Source organism: Pseudomonas sp. BF-R-01 (genome assembly GCF_019946615.1).
In the GTDB taxonomy this organism is placed as follows: domain Bacteria; phylum Pseudomonadota; class Gammaproteobacteria; order Pseudomonadales; family Pseudomonadaceae; genus Aquipseudomonas; species Aquipseudomonas migulae.
Map to the genome: position 1 here is coordinate 21,031 of NZ_JAGYFX010000057.1, position 18,393 is coordinate 39,423.

Genomic DNA, 18,393 nt, shown 5'->3' on the forward strand with positions numbered 1-18,393 from the left:
GGGTAGCTCCGTTAGCGGTTGCTGGACATGAATTGTTTGCAGCGCGCCGAAAGCGGGTTTTCGAACACCTGCTGTGGCGATCCTTGCTCTTCTACCAGGCCCTGGTGGAGGAACACCACTTCGCTGGACACCTGACGGGCGAAACCCATTTCGTGGGTGACCAGCAGCATGGTGCGGCCTTCTTCGGCCAGTGCGCGGATGACATTAAGTACTTCCTGGACCATTTCCGGGTCAAGGGCGGAGGTGGGTTCGTCGAACAGGATCACCTTGGGTTGCATCGCCAGCGTGCGGGCAATGGCCGCGCGCTGTTGCTGGCCGCCAGACAGTTGCGCCGGGTACGCATGACGCTTGTCGGCGATGCCGACCTTGGCCAGCAAGGCTTCGGCGACTTCGATGGCTTCGGCCTTGCTCTGGCCGAGCACGCGGCGAGGGGCCTCGATGATGTTGTCGAGCACGCTCATGTGCGGCCACAGATTAAAGTTTTGAAACACAAAACCAATCTCGCTGCGCAGGCGGTTGATCTGCTTGCCGTCGGCCGCGACCAGTTCGCCGTTCTTGGCGGCTTTGAGCTTGAGTTCTTCGCCGGCCACCAGGATCTGGCCCTGGTGCGGGTTTTCCAGCAGGTTGATGCAACGCAGGAACGTGGACTTGCCGGAACCGGAGGAACCCAGGATCGAGATCACATCGCCGTCGCGGGCGGTCAGCGATATGCCTTTGAGCACCTCAAGCTGTCCGTAGCGTTTGTGCAAGTTGCGGATTTCAAGCGCGGGCGTGGCCTCAGCCATGTGCGTTCCTCATATATGTTGCGCTCCTGCTGTTGGCGGGCCTTCCTGGCGAGGCGGCCAACCTAGCATAGCGTCTGAATGGCAGCCAACAGCGCTACGGGCGGTAAACGGGTGGCATGTGACAGGTTGTCGCATCGGTACAGCAGACTGTCGCGCTGCTATCAACCGAACAGCCGTTTGAACCCGATGTGGCGCGGCTGTCCCGTAAAAAAGGGCGCGATGTTGCCAGCTTTGGCGGGGTGTTGGAAGCGCTAACCGGCCAAACGTTCCTGAACCGCACTTTTATTGTGCGTTGAGCATTTGTTGGGTGTGTTTCCGGTGCGCTGATTCGTTCCTTAAGTGAGTCGCAGGGTAACGCTCTGGCGAAGTGCCATTATTTTCAATGACTTGCGATGACTGTCCGGTCAGGGTGAGATCGCCGGGTTAGAGGGTTTTGAAACATTTTGGCGCAATTATTGCGTGCAGATTCCGGAACGCCCCGTTGGTTTCTTTTTACAGAAGAGAGTTCACGACGGGATGCACGCATTCGCTTTTCCTTACAAAGGTAGTTTCAATGAGCAATACCCAAAGCTCTAACGGCCTCGAACAGGGGCTCAAACCGCGTCATGTGACCATGCTGTCGATTGCCGGTGTTATCGGCGCCGGCCTGTTCGTTGGCTCGGGCCACGCTATTGCTGCAGCAGGCCCGGCCGTGCTGTTGGCTTATGCCGCCGCCGGTATGCTGGTGGTGCTGGTGATGCGCATGCTGGGTGAAATGGCGGTTGCCTCGCCAGACACCGGCTCCTTCTCGACATACGCCGATCGCGCGATCGGTCACTGGGCCGGTTTCACCATCGGCTGGTTGTACTGGTGGTTCTGGGTGCTGGTGATCCCGCTGGAGGCCAACGCCGCCGCGACCATCCTGCACGCCTGGTTCCCTGGCGTGGACATCTGGGCTTTCGCCCTGGTCATCACGATGCTGCTGACTATCACTAACCTGTTCAGCGTGAAGAACTACGGCGAGTTCGAGTTCTGGTTCGCCCTGCTCAAGGTCGTGGCGATCATTGGTTTCATCATTCTGGGCCTCGCGGCGATCTTCGGTTTCCTGCCGAATAGCCAGGTGAGCGGCGTTTCGCACATTTTCGACACTCAGGGCTTCCTGCCAAACGGCATGGGCGCGGTACTGGGCGCGATCCTGACGACCATGTTTTCCTTCATGGGCACCGAGATCGTGACCATCGCGGCCGCAGAATCGAAGAACCCTGGCAAGCAAATCTCCAAGGCCACCAACTCGGTGATCTGGCGGATTGGTTTGTTCTACCTCGTTTCGATCTTCATCGTCGTGGCCCTGGTGCCATGGAACGACCCGGTTCTGGCCAGCGTCGGTTCCTATCAGACCGTGCTTGAGCGTATGGGCATCCCGAACGCCAAGATGATCGTCGACATCGTGGTACTGGTCGCTGTGACCAGCTGCCTGAACTCGGCGCTGTACACCTCGTCGCGCATGATGTTCTCCCTGGGCAAGCGCGGTGATGCACCGGCCGTGTCCACGCGCACCAACAAAAGTGGCACGCCATACTGGGCGGTGATGCTGTCCACGGGCGCAGCGTTCCTGGCAACATTCGCCAACTATGTGGCTCCGGCCGCCGTGTTCGAATTCCTGCTGGCCAGCTCCGGCGCCATCGCGTTGCTGGTGTACCTGGTGATCGCGATCTCGCAACTGCGCATGCGCAAACAGCGTATGGCCCGCGGTGAAAAAATCGCCTTCAGCATGTGGCTGTTCCCGGGCCTGACCTACGCGGTGATCGTCTTCATCGTCGCGGCCCTGACCATCATGCTGTTCCAGGACGCCCATCGTGTAGAGATCCTCGCGACCGGTTTGCTGAGTGCTCTGGTGGTGGCTACCGGTTTGCTGGTGGCGCGCCGTCGTCGCAATGAGCAACTGGTTGGCGCAGTGGCGCGCTAAGCTTTACGCACACTGTCGATGTAATGAAAACGACCGCCATCAGCCATGATCGCGGTCGTTTTTGCTTTCATTCAGGGGCTTTATCGGTCTGCTCCCTGATGGACACGATGATGTCGAGATAGTAGCCTCCTTGCCGAATGTGTATCTCGCTGTTGCGGGATGCAATGGAGTTTCAGGACACGGATTGTTCGACGCCCCAGCCTTCCCGGCTAAAGCCCCTCGACCCTTTCTTGCCTGCTCCCTCATCTGATGCTTGTCACAGATGCATTTGCGTGCGCCTGCCGTTTGCGCGGCAGTCACGAGCCAGCGCTGTATGGAGCTAGCCCGGCCATTCAGCTTACTCATTGGGGCATCAAGGAGAGACAGGCATGGCGTTTACATCGGTTGTGTTCAAAAACCCTAATACCGGAGCCATGAAGGAAGCCCCGATCGGCTTCTCGTGGACCGTGTTTTTCTTCGGCTTCCTGCCGCCACTGTTCCGTGGCGACATCAAGTGGGCAGCGATCATGTTCATCGTGGCCTGCGTCACATTCGGCCTCAGCAACTTCGTGTTCATGTTCATCTACAACAAGCTGTACGTGCGCGACCTGATCGGCGCCGGTTTCAAGGCTCAATCCATCGCCAGCGGTGACCTGAGCTACGCCAGCGCCAAAGTCGGGATGGAAATTCCACGTCTGGAAGCTGCGGCTGCCTGATTGTTGTTTTCAGGTTTGTAAAAAAACGGCCGCTGTCAGTGATGACAAGCGGCCGTTTCTATTTCTGAGGGCTTTTATTCGCCCTTTTCTTCCTGCGCATCCGGCGACTGGCGATAGCTGTCCAGCGCAATGCCGAAATCGGTGATGAATTGCGGGTCGGTCAGCCATGCCTGGGCGGTCTCGCGATCCATGCCGTCGGCCCACATGCGGTAGTCGATCAACATGTCGGCGGCCAGGTGAGTGGCGGCCATGCCTTCGTCGTCGGCGTTTTCCATGTCCAGCAGTTCTGGATGGTCAATGATGATAAAGGCGAGGTTCGTCAGCAGCACGGAGAGCATTTCACTGCGGCCGACAGCTTCGGCGTCGCGCATCTTGCTGAACATCGCCAGGGTGTATTCCGGGATCGGCTCGCCGATTTCACCCAAGTCATCGTCCAGCGCGGCGGGTTTTCTGCCGTGGATGTTGATCTGTTTGGCTTTGATCTTGGCGCGCTTGGCGCGTTTCTGTTGCTTGTTCAGGGAGGCCATGGGAACTCAGTTCGGTTTCTGTTGGGTTTGGGCTGCGATGATGTCGGAGGCCGCTACATAGTCGGCCTGGAAGGCCGGGGATTCGATCCATGCCAGGGCGCCGGCTTCGTCGACCTCGGTAGACCATTGGCGGTACTCGATCAGCGCGGCGAGGATGAAGTCCATCGCGCCTTCTTCGCCTTCCTGCTCGTAAACCAGTTCCAGCAATGGGTCTTCAAGGAAAGCGATGCACATGGCTTGCTGACTGGTTTTTTCAGCGTCGATCATTTTCTTGAACAGCTCGGTGAGGTCCACCGATTCAAAGTCGATGCGATCATCGTTCGGGTCCAGCTCGACCGGCGCGGCAGCCCGTTGGGTGCGGTTCTGCTTGGCCTTGGCTTTGGCGCGGGTGGCGCGTTTTTGCTGCTTGTTGGCGGAGGCCATGGTTTTGATCCGTCGTGCGTTAAAAGGACTCGCTGCGCGGTACTGTCCGCCCGGGGGTATCGGGGGCCAGTTCACCGCTTTGCAGCCAGGACAATGCAATGGGCCATAGTGTGGCTTGGTATGCGCTGCGAAAAAAGGCGAAATGTCCGACTTCTGCTTCGCCGATGTCTTCGGGGGCGATTCGCCAGTGGGTGTTCGTACCGCCACTGAAGTAGCCGAGCAGGCGTTCGATGGCCGGGATCGTGCCGTAAGGATCGTCTGTGATGCTGATGGCCAGTGTCCTGGCTTTCATCGTCGCCCCTGGTTTTTTGGCCAGCGTGCGACCGCTGGGCCGCGTTTCATATCGGTGCGTGGGCGTGCTCCAGTCCCTAACGACACCGGCGGGCGTGTCTTCCAGCCAGCCAAGACGCTTTCCGGGGAAGTAGCCATAGATCATTGTGATCAGCGGCATCACCACGTGCCACTTGCCGAACATCCGCCAGCGATGAGCGGGCGCGTAGTCGCGCCAGTAGGCGAATTGCGCACCGACGGTGACCAGACGCCGAATCAGCTGCCCTGAGGCTCCCAGGCCCGCCGCACAGCCGCCAAAGCTGTGGCCGACGACATCGATGGGCTGGCCGGGAAATTCGCGCTGAGCGCGCTTGAGCATCGCCTCGAAATCCAGCGCGCCCCAATCAGTCCATGAGGCGTCGAGATTTTTCAATGACGCAGGGCGTGATTCGCCGATGCCACGGTAGTCATAGGTGATGACATCGAAGCCGTTGGCGAACAGGTAATCGGCGAAGCGCGAATAGTGACGGCAGCGAACCGAAGTGGCGGCGTTGATGATGACGACCGGGCGCACGAGGTCCTGAAAGGCGTGCCGCCAAGTGAAACCGCCGAGGATGAAGCCGTCTGCGGCGGGCTCTTTGAATGGTTCGCCAGAAACGGGAGTTGGCAGCGGTAACTCCATTTGAGTGGGGGCCAGTGACATGTCCTGCAAATTCATCGGCTTCAGACCTTTGCGGGTAGCTGCCAACGATAGTCTTCGTGCGGCGGGTGGACAATCCATCTGTGTTCACAGGGGGATCTGATCGAGCAGTCGCTCCTCGATTGCCGCCTGCTCCCGGTCCAGTTCAGTGCGAAGTTCGTCTTCGCTGGGCAGGACTGTTTTGTATTTACTGGCGAAGAGTTGTTCGTTGTCTTTCAGCACCGAGTAGCGCACCACTGATTCATCTTTTTTCGCACAGAGAATGATGCCGACGGTGGGGCCATCTTCCGGTCCGCGCTTGAGGTCGTCATACATGCGTACGTACATGTCCATCTGGCCAACATCCTGATGAGTCAGTTCGCCGCGCTTCAGATCGAAGATGACGAAGCACTTGAGTACGTAGTTGTAAAACACCAGATCGATGTAGAAGTCTTTGCTCTCGGTGCTGATGCGTTGCTGGCGAGCGATGAAGGCAAATCCTCTACCCAGTTCCAGCAGGAAGGCTTGAAGCTGATGGATCAATGCTTGTTCCAGATTGGTTTCTTGAGTCAAACCTGCGTTGGTTGAGCCAAGAAACTCCAGCATCACCGGGGCCCTGATGAAGTCTCGTGGGTGTGCTTTCATTATCTGGATGTTGGTGGTGGCTTCCTGCCGGACGGCAGGTCGATCGCGGCTTGTGAGCAGGCGTTCGTAGTAGAGGGTGTTGATCTGGCGTTCCAGGGCGCGGGATGACCAGTTTTGGTTGGCAGCTTCGTCCATATACCACGTGCGCGCGGTGTCACTATCGACGCGCAGAAGCCTGCGGTAGTGGGTCCAGCTCAATTCGTGACGCAGTGCGTCACGAATTGGGAATGCTTGGTAAAACAGGCGCATGTAGCGAAGATTAGAGTTATCAAAGCCTTTCCCGAATTCTGCTGTCAGGCTCTGCGCCAGCGTTGCCAGCAATTGCTTTCCGTAACCCGCCCGCCGAGCCCCTTCCTGCTCGAACTCCACAATATGCCTCCCAATCTGCCAGCAGGTTTGCACCTGCACGGTGTCAACCGTTCGCAGGACCTTCTGCCGTGCATCACGAATCAGCTCTCCAAGATTGCCGAGTAGTGAGGCGAGTTGTGCATCCTGAGTGTTACCGGGTTTGAGTGAGCTCATGGCGTCTTCTGCAAAGGAATGAACAGGCAGAAGAGGATGGCAGCGGAGGTGGGAGCGGCGATGCCGGGCGTGGCTGGTAAGCCGGAAGGAAAGCCCGATTGGGTTTGCGGGATCGCTCCGACGGCAAGTCGTGCTTCAGGAATATAACGTGTAGTCCATTTCGCAGTGAGCCCAAGTACCAATCAATCTAAAACCCGGGCGTTCGAGAGGAAATCTAAAAGGCATGACAAATGGGTTCCATGGAGCCCGGGAGGCGTGATCATGAAGTACGTGCATTCCCTTGCGTTGCCCATCGCCGCGGTGGGCATGTTGATGTTCCCGGTGATGTCGTCTGCCGCCAGTCTTGAACCAATCGACAGCGCTGGCGTGCAAGTTCAACCGCAGGAGCAAAACGGAATTACTTATCTGTCCGGCGGTATAGGCCTGGATGAGTCGAAGGCCATCCAGCAAGCGGCTGGCTATAACTTGCACATGACGTTTTCGGTCGGGGCGGAGAATAAATACATTCCCGACGTCGACGTGGTCATTCAGAAAGCCCAAGGGCAAACCGTGTTGACGCTGAACGAGGCTGGCCCGCTGGTTTATGTCCAGCTGCCGCCCGGCAAGTACACCGTGGTTGCTACGCGACATGGAGAGGTGCGGCGTGACAGTGCCGAGATAGGAAGTGGCCCTGCACGTAATCTGGTCTTTCACTGGGCCGGTGAAAGCTAGCAGTTGGCCGGAGTTGGCCGGCCGATGCCTTTGTTCCAGCGAATGGGCGGCAGAAAATCATCTGTCCGCCCATTGCGTGGTTTTAGGCTTGAGCGGTCTGGCCTCTCAGGATCTGCTGCTTACGCTGTTCTTCCGGCAGATCGTTGATGCAGTAGTTGATGTAGTACACGTTGAACAGGAACGTGTAGAAGGCGTTCATTCGCAGGTCGACCTTGTGCTCGCTGAGGGCATATTCCGTCAGCGCCGTTTTAGCCTTGAATGCCCATACGATGTACAGCACGCCACTGGCAAGGCCGAGAACTGCGGACGTGAAATCCAGAGCCACGTTGCCCAGGTTGGAGAATGTGCCGCTTAAGCCGGCGCATACAGCGATCCAGATAATGTAAGCGTCATCTACCAATCGGACTTTGGTGGTGTCGCTGATGATTTTGCTGTTTTTGTATAGCCACAAAATAAGATAGATCCCGGCAGTGGCGATGGAGAGCAACACCAGGTTCCAGGTCTTCGTGTCGATCTTGTCTTTTAGTTCGTTGATTGTTGACATAACTTTTCCATGTCCTTTGGCTTAAGGGGATGTGTAGCGCTGGTGTTTGTTGCGGGGGGAGGCATTCCTTGCGTTGTTACCTGTCCTTTTTGGTGCGTATTCCAACTGCGCCGTGGGGCAGTGGATTGCATTGAAATCGACCGGACGGGTTTCCGTGGTGTCGGTCGAGTTTGTGGCACAACGCTACTATAGAGCCTTGCTGAAGGCGAGTTTTGTTTTTGGATCGTCGATCCGTCGCTTCCACTGCCGTGTGCCGGACTTCGTTAAATCGCAGGCATAAAAAAACCCTGAATCTTGCGATTCAGGGTTTTCGGTATTTGGTGCCCAGAGACGGAATCGAACCGCCGACACGGGGATTTTCAATCCCCTGCTCTACCGACTGAGCTATCTGGGCAACGGGGCGCATTAAACGGGTTTTTCAGGGGGTCGTCAAGCAAGTTTTCAAAAAAAATTTAATTATTACCGTCGCTTACGTTCCGACCCCCGATAAAGCGGGATTATTCTGCAGGCGGAACGTAGCCTTCAGCCTTGGCGTATTCCTCGCCGGAGAAGTACTTGTCCATCTCGCCTTGCAGATATTTGCGGTCTTCGGCGTTCATCATGTTCAGGCGTTTTTCGTTGATCAGCAGCGTCTGGTGTTTCTGCCAGTCGGCCCAGGCCTTCGCCGAGACGTGGTCAAAAATGTCCTGACCTTTGGCGCCCGGGAATGGAGCGCGCTCCAGGGCTGGCAATTCTTCTTTGTACTTGCGGCACATGATGGTGCGGGTCATGACGACTCTCCTGCGTTCAATACGGCGGCCGCGCGTTCGAGCAAGGTTTTGACCGGGGCGGCAAGGCCCAGGCGCGGCGGGGTGGCGAGGTTATACCAGAGCCAGTCGGCCTCGGCCACGTGATGGCCGGCCTCCTGGACCTGAACCAGCCAGGGTTCGATGGACAACTGAAAATGGCTGAACGTGTGTACGAGGCTCGGCAGCGCTTGTTGGCTGCCCAGCTCCAGCGAGTGCTGCGAGGCCAGATGTTGCAGGTCGTCGAGGTCGTCGAGTTCCGGCAGGCTCCACAGACCGCCCCACAAACCCGTGGAAGGGCGACGGTAAAGCAGAATCGCGCCTTCACCGTTGGCGAGCATCGGCATCAGCGTGCGCTTCTGTGGCACGGCTTTGCGTGGCTTCGGGATCGGGTAGCGGGTTTCCAGGCCGAGCATGTGCGCTTCGCAGCCCTTTTCCAGCGGGCAGAGCAGGCAGCTCGGTTTGCTGCGAGTGCAAAGCGTGGCGCCCAGATCCATCATCGCCTGGGTGTAGGCGTTGACCCGATCATGCGGCGTGAAGCGCTCAGCGTTCGCCCACAGCTGTTTCGCGACCTTCGGCTCGCCCGGATAACCCTCTTGCGCCGTAAAGCGCGCCAGGACGCGTTTGACGTTGCCGTCGAGGATCGGCGCCCGCAGGCCCATGCTCAGGCTGGCGATGGCGCCCGCCGTGGACAGGCCGATCCCCGGCAGCTCGACCAGCTTTTCCACATCCCGCGGAAATTCGCCGCCGTACTCAGCGACGACGATCTTCGCGGTCTTCTGCAAATTGCGCGCGCGGGTGTAGTAACCGAGGCCGGTCCACAGGTGCAGCACTTCGTCTTCCGGCGCGGCGGCCAGGGCTTCGACCGTCGGCAGTGAGGCCATGAACCGGTCGAAGTAATTCAGCACGGTGCTGACCTGGGTTTGCTGCAACATGATCTCCGAGACCCACACCCGATACGGTGTGATGCCTTGCTGCCAAGGCAAGTCGTGGCGGCCGTGGCGGTCGTACCAGTCCAGCACCGCCGATGAAAACTGCTCGGATCTCATCGCTTGAACAGCCCCTTCAGTGCGTTTTTCAGCTCGGGACTGACTTTGTCGCCAAGCTTCTCGTCGATTTTTTCGCTGATTTTTTCGCCCGCCATTTTGGACGCGACCTGGCCCATGCGTTCGTTGTCGAGGCGGCAAGCCTTGGCGCCAAGCTCAAGCGGGCCACGGCAGCGCAACGGCCATTCGATGCCGACAAATTTGTCGCCGACCTGACAGGCCGGATCCGGCATGGCGCTCGTATCGCCTTCGACGATGATGCCAACGCGGTAGTCCATGCCCAATACCCGCAGGTCGACGTCGCCGTCGCCATTCACGGTCATGCCCGGGATGCGCACTTTCAGGTCCGGGTTGCTGGCCACGCCGTTACGGAAGGTCAGGTTGCCCTTGAGCTCCTGGAACGGCGTGTCCTTGCCGCGTGGTTCGCCGCTGAGGGTTTTGCGGTTGAGCGTGGCGATGCCTTTGCACAGTTGCTGTTCGAGGTTGGCATTGAGCAGCACGCCGTTGTTGATGACGAAACTGGCATTGCCGTTGAGGGTTTCGATCAGCGCTTTCTGGCTGTTGCCATTACCGGTCAGGTTGCTGTCGAGCGTGACCAGGCCTTTGACTGGCGGTTTTTTACCCTGGCTTTCGAGGATTTTTTCCACAGGCACTTTGCTGATGCGTGTCTGCATGTTCAGCGCTGGTGTCTGCTGGCGCACGTCGAGGGTGCCCCTGGATTCGAAGGTGCCGTCGTACAGGTCGCCGCGCAGGTTCTCAAGCGTCAGCAGGCCTTCCTTGCCATTGGCCTTGAGCGCCGCGTTCTGGATCGGCAGCTTGTCGAGGGTCAACTGGCCAAAGGTCAGGTCAGCATCCACGTCGAGTTTGCTCAGGCGCTCCACCGGCAGCAGGCGCTCGTTGCTCCACGCGTCTTTGGTGGGCTTGTCCGGCAGCGGTGTGCTGCCTGCGCCGGCCATGGCATCGGCTTCGGTGCTGGCCACTTCGGCCTGGCGCACTTGCGTCGCGCTATTGGCTTCGGCGGATTTTGGCGGCAGGTAGCGGTCGACGTTGAAGGTGTCAGCCTTGAGCGCGGCGCGCAGCGATTGCTTGGCGAAATCCTCGACGGCAATACGACCGCTGAAGGTGCTGTCATCGACTTTCAGGTTGATGTTGTCGAGCACCAGACTGGTCGGCGTACCGGCAATGCGGCTGACCAGTTCAACTTTGCTCAAACTGCCTTCAGCCATCGCCGGGAGTTTCTGGCCGATGCTGTCGACGAATTTCGCCAGGTCGAATTGGGCAATCGAAAGACCGCCGTTGATTTGCGGCGTTTTGTCGAGGTCGTTGACCTTCAGTTCGCCCAGTGCACGCAACTGGTTGGCGGAAATCTTGATGCCAGTCCATTCGGCGACGTTCGCTGCTTTATCCAGCAGCAACTGGCCTTGGGCGGCGAAGGTCACGGTCTTGCCTTGTAGCGGATCGCCGGCGATTTCGCCGGACAGCTTCATGTCCTCGAATTTGTAGCGTTGCAAGGCGCGTTCAAAACGCAGCTCGCCATTGAGCTCGGTGCGGACCCGCAGAACGGGCTGATTGGTGCCCAGGAACGCGGTGAGCTTGACCGGGATGTTGGTCGAATCGTGGACCGGCCCGGTGCTCAACTGGATGCTTTCGGCGCTGAAGTGCTGGCCGGTCTTCTCGTCGCTGTATTCAACGCGGGCGTTGTTGACGGTCAGGCTGTCGATGTCCAGGCGGATCGGCTGCGCCGGTTTTTCCACTTGAACGGTGGTTTGCGGTGCAGGTTCGCCAGGCGTGACCGCAGGAGCGGTCGAGTTGGCAGTCGCCGGCACTTTGCCGATGTCTTCCCAGTTGCCGTGGCCGTCCTTGTCGCGGTTCAGGCGCAGGTTCAGGCCTTCGACGCGCACGTCGCTCATCTGCACTTCACGGCGCAGCAGCGGCAGCACGCGCACCGACAGGCCGAGCATCTGCAAGTCAGCGAACGGTTCGGTGGGCTTGGCCAGGGTCGCGACACTGGCTTCGTGCAATTCCAGGCCCAGCCACGGGAACAGGCTCCAGCCGATGTCGCCATTGAGCGTCAGCTCGATGTGGGCCTTGTCGCGGGCAATCTGGCGAATCTCGTCTTTATAGTCGTTGGGATCGAAGAGGTGGGTCAGGGCAAAGCCCAGCGCCACAATGATCAGCAACAACCCGAGAAGTACCAGACCCAGGATTTTGCCGAACGCTTTCATGGGCGAGTCCTTGTAGTTAGTCGATTTAGCCGGGGAGTATAGCGCTCAGAAGTGGACGACCGGTCAGCGATCAACCCGGCAGCACATCCAGTGGCACTTTCAGTTTGGCCGCCAGCGCCTGGGACTCAAGGTGCCCGGCAGGTGCCAGCAGGCGCAATGTCGCACCCGATTGCGACGCCAGTTTCTGCGCTTCGTTCACCATTCGCTCGGCAACCCCACGACGACGGGTGATTTTTCGTACACACAGTTGGGACAGATGCCAGACGTCCTGGTGCCTTTGCAAACGTGCCGCGCCCAGCAGGCGATCATTGAAACGCCCGGCGATCAGCGAGCCGTCCCGCAGGCAGCCTTCGATCAACTGCACATCATCAGCAAACGGCGCGAACAGCCAATCCGGCGCGTCGCGGTAAATCTTCTGCAAATCCTGCTGATCCTGGTAGGTGGCTTCGTTCAGCAGCTCGACGATGACAGGCATGACGGTTCCTTCAGTGGTACGAGAACAGATGACTTGCAAAAACGTGATATCAGTTTGGTTTTTCTGTCACGTGCAAATGGTAACCTCTGCCGGTTCGTCCGTCCTTCTGCGACGCGATGTCGCACCAAAATGGAGCTTTACCTCAAAAAAACAGTCATGCGTGCGCATAAAGGCTGGAGGTGAGCAGTGGCTGGCGAACCATACTAATAATTGGGGGATACACAATGACCACGAGCATCACGGCGGACGGCATCTATGCCGGCCAGCCTGCGTTCCTGTCCAAGGAGCGCATCATCGCCAAGCCCGGTTTCAACCGTTGGCTGGTGCCACCGGCCGCGCTGGCCATCCACCTCTGCATCGGCATGGCCTACGGCTTCTCGGTGTTCTGGTTGCCACTGTCCAAAGCCCTGGGCGTGACCAAGGCGGTGACCTGTGCACCGGACATGAGCTTCATCTCGCAAGTGTTCTCGTCGCAATGCGACTGGCCGATCTCGATGCTCGGCTGGATCTACACCCTGTTCTTCATCTTCCTCGGCTGCTCGGCCGCGATCTGGGGTGGCTGGCTGGAACACGCCGGGCCGCGCAAGGCTGGTGTTGTGTCGGCACTGTGCTGGTGTGGTGGTCTGCTGATTTCGGCGCTGGGTGTGTATACGCACCAGATCTGGCTGATGTGGATCGGCTCCGGGGTCATTGGCGGTATCGGCCTGGGCCTGGGTTACATCTCGCCGGTCTCGACCCTGATCAAGTGGTTCCCGGACAAGCGCGGCATGGCGACCGGCATGGCGATAATGGGTTTCGGCGGTGGCGCGATGGTCGGTGCTCCGCTGGCCGCAGCCTTGATGGGGCACTTCGCGTCGGCAGACAGCGTGGGCGTGTGGCAGAGCTTCCTGGTGATGGCCGCGATTTACTTCGTGTTCATGATCGGCGGCGCACTGTCCTACCGCGTCCCACCAACCGGCTGGAAGCCTGAAGGCTGGACCGCTCCGGCGAAAAAAGCGTCGAACGCGATGATCACTCATCGTCACGTGCACGTGAATGTGGCGTGGAAAACCCCGCAATTCCGTCTGGTATGGCTGGTGCTGTGCCTGAACGTGTCCGCCGGTATCGGCATCCTCGGCATGGCTTCGCCGCTGTTGCAGGAAGTGTTCGCCGGCAAATTGCTCGGCACCGACCAGACGTTTGGTCAGCTCGACGCAGGCCAACTGGCCTCGATTGCCGCGATTGCTGCCGGCTTCACCGGTTTGCTGAGCCTGTTCAACATTGGTGGCCGATTCTTCTGGGCATCGTTCTCGGATTACCTGGGCCGCAAAAACACCTATTTCGTGTTCTTCGCCCTCGGTTTTGCGCTGTACGCGTTGATCCCGAACCTTGGTCACCTGGGCAACGTTGCGCTGTTCGTGGCGGCGTTCTGCATCATCCTGTCGATGTATGGCGGCGGTTTTGCGACGGTGCCGGCTTACCTGGCGGACCTGTTCGGTACACAAATGGTCGGTGCGATTCACGGTCGTCTGTTGACCGCCTGGGCGGCAGCGGGTGTGTTGGGGCCGGTGCTGGTGAACTACCTGCGTGAGTATCAGCTGAGCATCGGCGTTGAACGTGCTGCGGCTTACGACATCACGCTGTACATCCTCGCGGGCCTGCTGGTGCTGGGTTTCATCTGCAACCTGCTGGTGCGCCCGGTGGCCGACAAGTACTTCATGACCGACGCTGAACTGGCCGCCGAACAGGCGCTGGGCCACGACAAGGGTGCTGATGCCAGCACCGTGCTGGAGTGGAAAGCGGACGCAGGCACCAAGCCTTTGGCAGTTGCCGCGTGGCTGGTGGTGGGGATTCCGTTGGCGTGGGGTGTTTGGGTGACCCTGCAGAAGACGGCGGTTCTGTTCCACTAAGTAAACGGTAAACGCATCACCCCTGTGGGAGCGAGCCTGCTCGCGATGACGGAGTGTCAGTCAACATCTATGTGGCTGACACTCCGTCATCGCGAGCAGGCTCGCTCCCACATTTGTTTCCGGTATGGCCATGAAATCGGCTTGTACTGACATGTCTATCCTCGTCAGCACTGGGTCCAGTCCGTCAGCGATATCACGTATCGTGTTTCTGTTTCGGCCCCGCGCCCCTATAATGGCTGCCTTTTTCGCCCAATGATTTTGCGGAGCTGGTGATGGCCGAACGTAAGGCGTCAGTCGAGCGCGACACTCTGGAAACCCAGATCAAAGCCTCGATCAACCTGGATGGCACCGGAAAGGCCCGATTTGATATCGGTGTTCCTTTTCTTGAGCACATGCTGGACCAGATCGCCCGTCACGGGCTGATCGACCTGGATATCGTCAGCAAGGGCGACCTGCATATCGACGACCACCACACCGTGGAAGACGTCGGTATCACCTTGGGTCAGGCTTTCGCCAAAGCCATCGGCGACAAGAAAGGCATCCGTCGCTACGGCCACGCCTACGTGCCGCTCGATGAAGCGCTGTCGCGCGTGGTGATCGACTTCTCCGGTCGTCCTGGCCTGCAGATGCATGTTCCCTATACCCGCGCCACTGTTGGCGGTTTTGATGTTGACCTGTTCCAGGAATTCTTCCAGGGCTTCGTCAACCACGCGCTGGTCAGCCTGCACATCGACAACCTGCGTGGCACCAACACCCACCACCAGATCGAAACCGTGTTCAAGGCTTTCGGCCGCGCACTGCGCATGGCCGTAGAGCTCGATGACCGCATGGCCGGTCAGATGCCATCGACCAAAGGCGTTCTGTAATGCAGACGGTCGCGGTTATCGATTACGGCATGGGCAACCTGCACTCGGTGGCCAAGGCCCTCGAGCATGTCGGTGCCGGCAAGGTCTTGATCACCAGTGATGCCGACGTGATTCGCGAAGCTGACCGGGTGGTATTCCCCGGCGTTGGCGCGATTCGCGATTGCATGGCGGAGATCCGTCGCCTGGGTTTCGACTCGCTGGTGCGTGAAGTCAGCCAGGACCGTCCGTTCCTCGGCATCTGCGTCGGCATGCAAGCCTTGCTCGACACAAGTGAAGAGAACGACGGCGTCGACTGCATCGGCCTGTTCCCGGGCGCGGTGAAGTTCTTCGGCAAAGGCCTTGTTGAAGACGGCGAACACCTGAAAGTCCCGCACATGGGCTGGAACGAAGTGAAGCAGACGGTGAGTCACCCGCTGTGGCACAACATTCCGGACCTGGCGCGTTTCTACTTCGTGCACAGCTACTACATCGCTGCCGGTAACGCGCGGCAGGTGGTCGGTGGCGGTCACTACGGTGTCGATTTCGCTGCGGCGCTGGCCGATGGCTCGCGTTTCGCCGTGCAGTTCCACCCGGAGAAGAGCCATACCCATGGCCTGCAATTGCTGCAGAACTTCGCTGCGTGGGATGGTCGCTGGTAAATGGCCGTCAAGAAGAAGCCGCCGATCCTGACCCTCACTCCCGAGCAGGAGAACGAGGCCAATCACAAGATCAAGCGCTTCATGGAGGATCGCTTCGAACTGGACCTGGGTTCGTTCGAAGCGGCCGAAATCCTTGAGCTGTTTACCCGTGAAATTGCGCCGCACTATTACAACAGGGCGATTTTCGATGTGCAGACGCACCTTAAAGAAAGGTTCGAAAGCATCGAAAGCGACTTGTGGGCGCTCGAGAAAAACTGATTTCCGAGCGAAGCTGAACACTCGAATTTGAAGGTTTGCCAGATGCTGATTATTCCCGCTATCGATCTCAAGGACGGTGCCTGTGTTCGTCTGCGCCAGGGCCGCATGGAAGATTCCACGGTGTTCTCCGATGACCCGGTGAGCATGGCCGCCAAGTGGGTGGAGGGCGGTTGCCGTCGTCTGCATCTGGTCGACCTGAACGGTGCCTTCGAAGGCCAGCCGGTCAACGGCGAAGTGGTCACCGCCATCGCCAAGCGCTACCCGAACCTGCCGATCCAGATCGGCGGCGGTATCCGCTCGCTGGAAACCATCGAGCACTACGTCAAAGCGGGCGTGAGCTACGTGATCATCGGCACCAAAGCCGTGAAAGATCCGGCTTTCGTTGCTGAAGCCTGCCGCGCGTTCCCGGGCAAAGTGATCGTCGGTCTGGATGCCAAAGACGGTTTCGTCGCCACCGATGGCTGGGCTGAAATCAGCACCGTTCAGGTCATCGACCTGGCCAAGCAATTCGAAGCCGACGGCGTGTCTGCGATCGTTTATACCGACATCGCCAAAGACGGCATGATGCAGGGCTGCAACGTGCCGTTCACCGCTGCGCTGGCTGCGGCCACGAAGATCCCGGTTATTGCTTCCGGTGGTATCCACAACCTGGGCGACATCAAGTCGCTGCTCGACGCCAAGGCGCCGGGCATCATCGGCGCGATCACCGGCCGGGCAATCTACGAAGGCACCCTCGACGTCGCTGAAGCGCAAGCTTTCTGCGATTCGTACAAAGGCTGAGGACTGACCATGGCGCTGGCCAAACGCATCATCCCTTGCCTGGACGTGGATAACGGCCGGGTCGTCAAAGGTGTGAAGTTCGAAAACATCCGCGATGCCGGCGACCCGGTGGAAATCGCCCGTCGTTACGACGAGCAGGGTGCCGACGAGATTACTTTTCTCGACATCACCGCCAGCGTCGACGGTCGCGACACCACGCTGCATACCGTTGAGCGCATGGCCAGCCAGGTTTTTATTCCGCTGACCGTTGGCGGCGGCGTGCGCACCGTGCAGGACATTCGCAACCTGCTGAATGCCGGCGCGGACAAGGTGTCGATCAACACCGCCGCCGTGTTCAACCCGGAATTCGTGGGTGAGGCGGCGCAGCATTTCGGTTCGCAGTGCATCGTGGTTGCCATCGACGCGAAGAAGGTCTCTGGCCCGGGCGAAACCCCGCGTTGGGAAATCTTCACCCACGGCGGGCGCAAGCCGACCGGTCTCGACGCCGTCGAGTGGGCGAAGAAGATGGAAGGCCTGGGAGCCGGCGAAATCCTGCTGACCAGCATGGACCAGGACGGCATGAAAAACGGCTTCGACCTGGGCGTTACCCGTGCGATCAGCGATGCGCTGGGTATTCCGGTGATTGCTTCCGGCGGCGTCGGCAACCTGCAGCATTTGGCCGATGGCATTATCGAAGGTCACGCCAGCGCCGTTCTGGCCGCGAGTATTTTCCACTTCGGCGAATACACCGTGCAGGAAGCCAAGGCCTACATGGCCCATCGCGGCATCGTGATGCGCTAAACAAACGATACAGGCCAGTGGACATCATGGCGGGCTCAAGGCACTCTTGGGTACGCCATGGATCTCGGTAGCCAGACATGCTCAAACGCCTTCTTCTTGCCCTCGCCAGCGCTTCTCTATTGCAGATCAGTGGCGTGCACGCCACCGAAAATCCCGACGCCGACCTGGTGCTGCTGACGGAAAACTTCCCGCCTTACAACATGGCCAAGAACGGCAAGAACTTCGCTCAGGACGAGAACATCAATGGCATCGCCGTGGACATCGTCCGCGAGATGTTCAAGCGTGCCGACGTAACCTACAGCCTGACCCTGCGTTTCCCCTGGGAGCGCATCTACAAGCTCGCCCTCGAGAAACCCGGGTATGGCGTGTTCGTGATGGCACGACTGCCGGACCGTGAAAAGCTCTTCAAGTGGGTCGGCCCGATCGGTCCGGATGACTGGATCATGCTGGCCAAGGCGGACAGCAAGATCAGCCTGGAAACGCTGGAAGATGCGCGCAAATACAAGATCGGTGCGTACAAGGGCGACGCGATTGCCGAGACGCTGGCCAAGCAAGGGTTGAAACCGATTGTCGTGCTGCGGGATCAGGACAACGCGAAGAAGCTGACCAGCGGCCAGATCGACTTGTGGGCCACGGGCGACCCGGCCGGGCGTTACCTGGCGCGTCAGGACGGTGTCACCGGGCTCAAGACCGTGCTGCGCTTCAACAGTGCGGAGTTGTATTTGGCGCTGAACAAAGACGTGCCGGATGAAACCGTCGCCAAGCTGCAAGCCGCGCTGGATCAGCTGCGCAAGGAAGGCGTGGTGGACGAGATCATGGGGCGGTATCTCTAACCGTCCAGCCAATCCTTGTAGGAGCCGGCTTGCCGGCGATGGCGGCAGTGAAATCGATACATGATTCGAGGC

The 18,393-nt window shown here is 59.1% G+C and carries 20 protein-coding genes and 1 tRNA gene; 10 read left to right on the forward strand and 11 right to left on the reverse strand.

Translation table 11 applies throughout. The features are described 5' to 3' along the window. Positions 1-11: 11 nt before the first annotated feature. Complete coding sequence (locus KGB27_RS20115) at positions 12-785, reverse strand: ABC transporter ATP-binding protein (RefSeq protein ID WP_007897462.1); 774 nt, start codon at positions 783-785, stop codon at positions 12-14. Positions 786-1,338: 553 nt separating this feature from the next. On the opposite strand from KGB27_RS20115, the gene gabP reads away from it, so the two are divergent. Next, positions 1,339-2,730, forward strand: coding sequence for a GABA permease (gene gabP / locus KGB27_RS20120; RefSeq protein WP_008041032.1), 1,392 nt, complete (start codon positions 1,339-1,341; stop codon positions 2,728-2,730). 368 nt (positions 2,731-3,098) lie between these two features. Continuing rightward, positions 3,099-3,425, forward strand: coding sequence for a hypothetical protein (locus KGB27_RS20125; protein ID WP_192226808.1), 327 nt, complete (start codon positions 3,099-3,101; stop codon positions 3,423-3,425). Positions 3,426-3,499: 74 nt separating this feature from the next. Here KGB27_RS20125 and KGB27_RS20130 read toward each other — a convergent pair whose 3' ends face one another. The 4 genes from KGB27_RS20130 to KGB27_RS20145 form a co-directional block, all read right to left on the reverse strand. Beyond that, on the reverse strand, positions 3,500-3,952 hold the full coding sequence (locus KGB27_RS20130) for a hypothetical protein (RefSeq protein WP_008041028.1): 453 nt from the start codon (positions 3,950-3,952) through the stop codon (positions 3,500-3,502). A gap of 6 nt (positions 3,953-3,958) precedes the next feature. Next, positions 3,959-4,375, reverse strand: coding sequence for a hypothetical protein (locus KGB27_RS20135; protein WP_008041027.1), 417 nt, complete (start codon positions 4,373-4,375; stop codon positions 3,959-3,961). Positions 4,376-4,394: 19 nt separating this feature from the next. Further along, the gene (locus tag KGB27_RS20140) at positions 4,395-5,363 is read right to left on the reverse strand and encodes an alpha/beta fold hydrolase (RefSeq protein ID WP_223556009.1); all 969 of its coding nucleotides are present in this window, start codon (positions 5,361-5,363) and stop codon (positions 4,395-4,397) included. A gap of 69 nt (positions 5,364-5,432) precedes the next feature. Then, entirely contained in the window at positions 5,433-6,491 is a 1,059-nt protein-coding gene (locus KGB27_RS20145; protein WP_223556011.1) for a YhcG family protein, read from the reverse strand. Between the two features lie 261 nt (positions 6,492-6,752). Between KGB27_RS20145 and KGB27_RS20150 the strand changes: the two genes are divergently transcribed. Next, a complete protein-coding gene (locus KGB27_RS20150; protein WP_223556013.1) occupies positions 6,753-7,202 on the forward strand; it encodes a carboxypeptidase regulatory-like domain-containing protein in 450 nt (149 codons plus the stop codon). A gap of 82 nt (positions 7,203-7,284) precedes the next feature. Here the strand turns inward: KGB27_RS20150 and KGB27_RS20155 are convergent, their stop codons facing one another. The 6 genes from KGB27_RS20155 to KGB27_RS20180 all read right to left on the reverse strand — a co-directional run bounded on the left by KGB27_RS20155 (position 7,285) and on the right by KGB27_RS20180 (position 12,277). Next, a complete protein-coding gene (locus KGB27_RS20155) occupies positions 7,285-7,746 on the reverse strand; it encodes a DUF4234 domain-containing protein (RefSeq protein WP_008041019.1) in 462 nt (153 codons plus the stop codon). Positions 7,747-8,064: 318 nt separating this feature from the next. After that, a tRNA-Phe gene (locus tag KGB27_RS20160) sits at positions 8,065-8,140 on the reverse strand. A gap of 103 nt (positions 8,141-8,243) precedes the next feature. Further along, entirely contained in the window at positions 8,244-8,516 is a 273-nt protein-coding gene (locus KGB27_RS20165; protein WP_008024947.1) for an oxidative damage protection protein, read from the reverse strand. Beyond that, a complete protein-coding gene (gene mutY / locus KGB27_RS20170) occupies positions 8,513-9,580 on the reverse strand; it encodes an A/G-specific adenine glycosylase (protein WP_223556015.1) in 1,068 nt (355 codons plus the stop codon). The genes KGB27_RS20165 and mutY overlap by 4 nt, the downstream gene beginning before the upstream one ends. After that, a complete protein-coding gene (locus KGB27_RS20175; RefSeq protein ID WP_223556018.1) occupies positions 9,577-11,802 on the reverse strand; it encodes an AsmA family protein in 2,226 nt (741 codons plus the stop codon). The genes mutY and KGB27_RS20175 overlap by 4 nt, the downstream gene beginning before the upstream one ends. 70 nt (positions 11,803-11,872) lie before the next feature. Then, positions 11,873-12,277 (reverse strand): acetyl-CoA sensor PanZ family protein, encoded by a 405-nt coding sequence (locus KGB27_RS20180; protein ID WP_008041009.1) that lies wholly within the window; start codon positions 12,275-12,277, stop codon positions 11,873-11,875. A gap of 224 nt (positions 12,278-12,501) precedes the next feature. Between KGB27_RS20180 and KGB27_RS20185 the strand changes: the two genes are divergently transcribed. From KGB27_RS20185 to KGB27_RS20215, 7 genes are all read left to right on the forward strand, one after another. Next, on the forward strand, positions 12,502-14,166 hold the full coding sequence (locus KGB27_RS20185; RefSeq protein WP_223415881.1) for an OFA family MFS transporter: 1,665 nt from the start codon (positions 12,502-12,504) through the stop codon (positions 14,164-14,166). Positions 14,167-14,438: 272 nt separating this feature from the next. After that, complete coding sequence (gene hisB / locus KGB27_RS20190; RefSeq protein ID WP_003218037.1) at positions 14,439-15,032, forward strand: imidazoleglycerol-phosphate dehydratase HisB; 594 nt, start codon at positions 14,439-14,441, stop codon at positions 15,030-15,032. Continuing rightward, complete coding sequence (hisH, locus tag KGB27_RS20195) at positions 15,032-15,670, forward strand: imidazole glycerol phosphate synthase subunit HisH (protein ID WP_192226824.1); 639 nt, start codon at positions 15,032-15,034, stop codon at positions 15,668-15,670. Before hisB ends, hisH begins: the two co-directional genes overlap by 1 nt. Next, positions 15,671-15,928 carry a DUF2164 domain-containing protein gene (locus KGB27_RS20200; RefSeq protein ID WP_008024930.1) on the forward strand — a complete coding sequence of 86 codons (258 nt, stop codon included), beginning with the start codon at positions 15,671-15,673 and terminating at the stop codon, positions 15,926-15,928. It abuts the gene before it with no gap. A gap of 42 nt (positions 15,929-15,970) precedes the next feature. Continuing rightward, a complete protein-coding gene (gene hisA, locus KGB27_RS20205; protein WP_008041005.1) occupies positions 15,971-16,708 on the forward strand; it encodes a 1-(5-phosphoribosyl)-5-[(5-phosphoribosylamino)methylideneamino]imidazole-4-carboxamide isomerase in 738 nt (245 codons plus the stop codon). 9 nt (positions 16,709-16,717) lie between these two features. After that, positions 16,718-17,488, forward strand: a complete 771-nt coding sequence (gene hisF / locus KGB27_RS20210) for an imidazole glycerol phosphate synthase subunit HisF (protein WP_007972752.1) — start codon at positions 16,718-16,720, stop codon at positions 17,486-17,488. A 77-nt stretch (positions 17,489-17,565) separates the two neighbouring features. Further along, the gene (locus KGB27_RS20215) at positions 17,566-18,321 is read left to right on the forward strand and encodes a substrate-binding periplasmic protein (protein ID WP_008024926.1); all 756 of its coding nucleotides are present in this window, start codon (positions 17,566-17,568) and stop codon (positions 18,319-18,321) included. Positions 18,322-18,393: the final 72 nt, after the last annotated feature.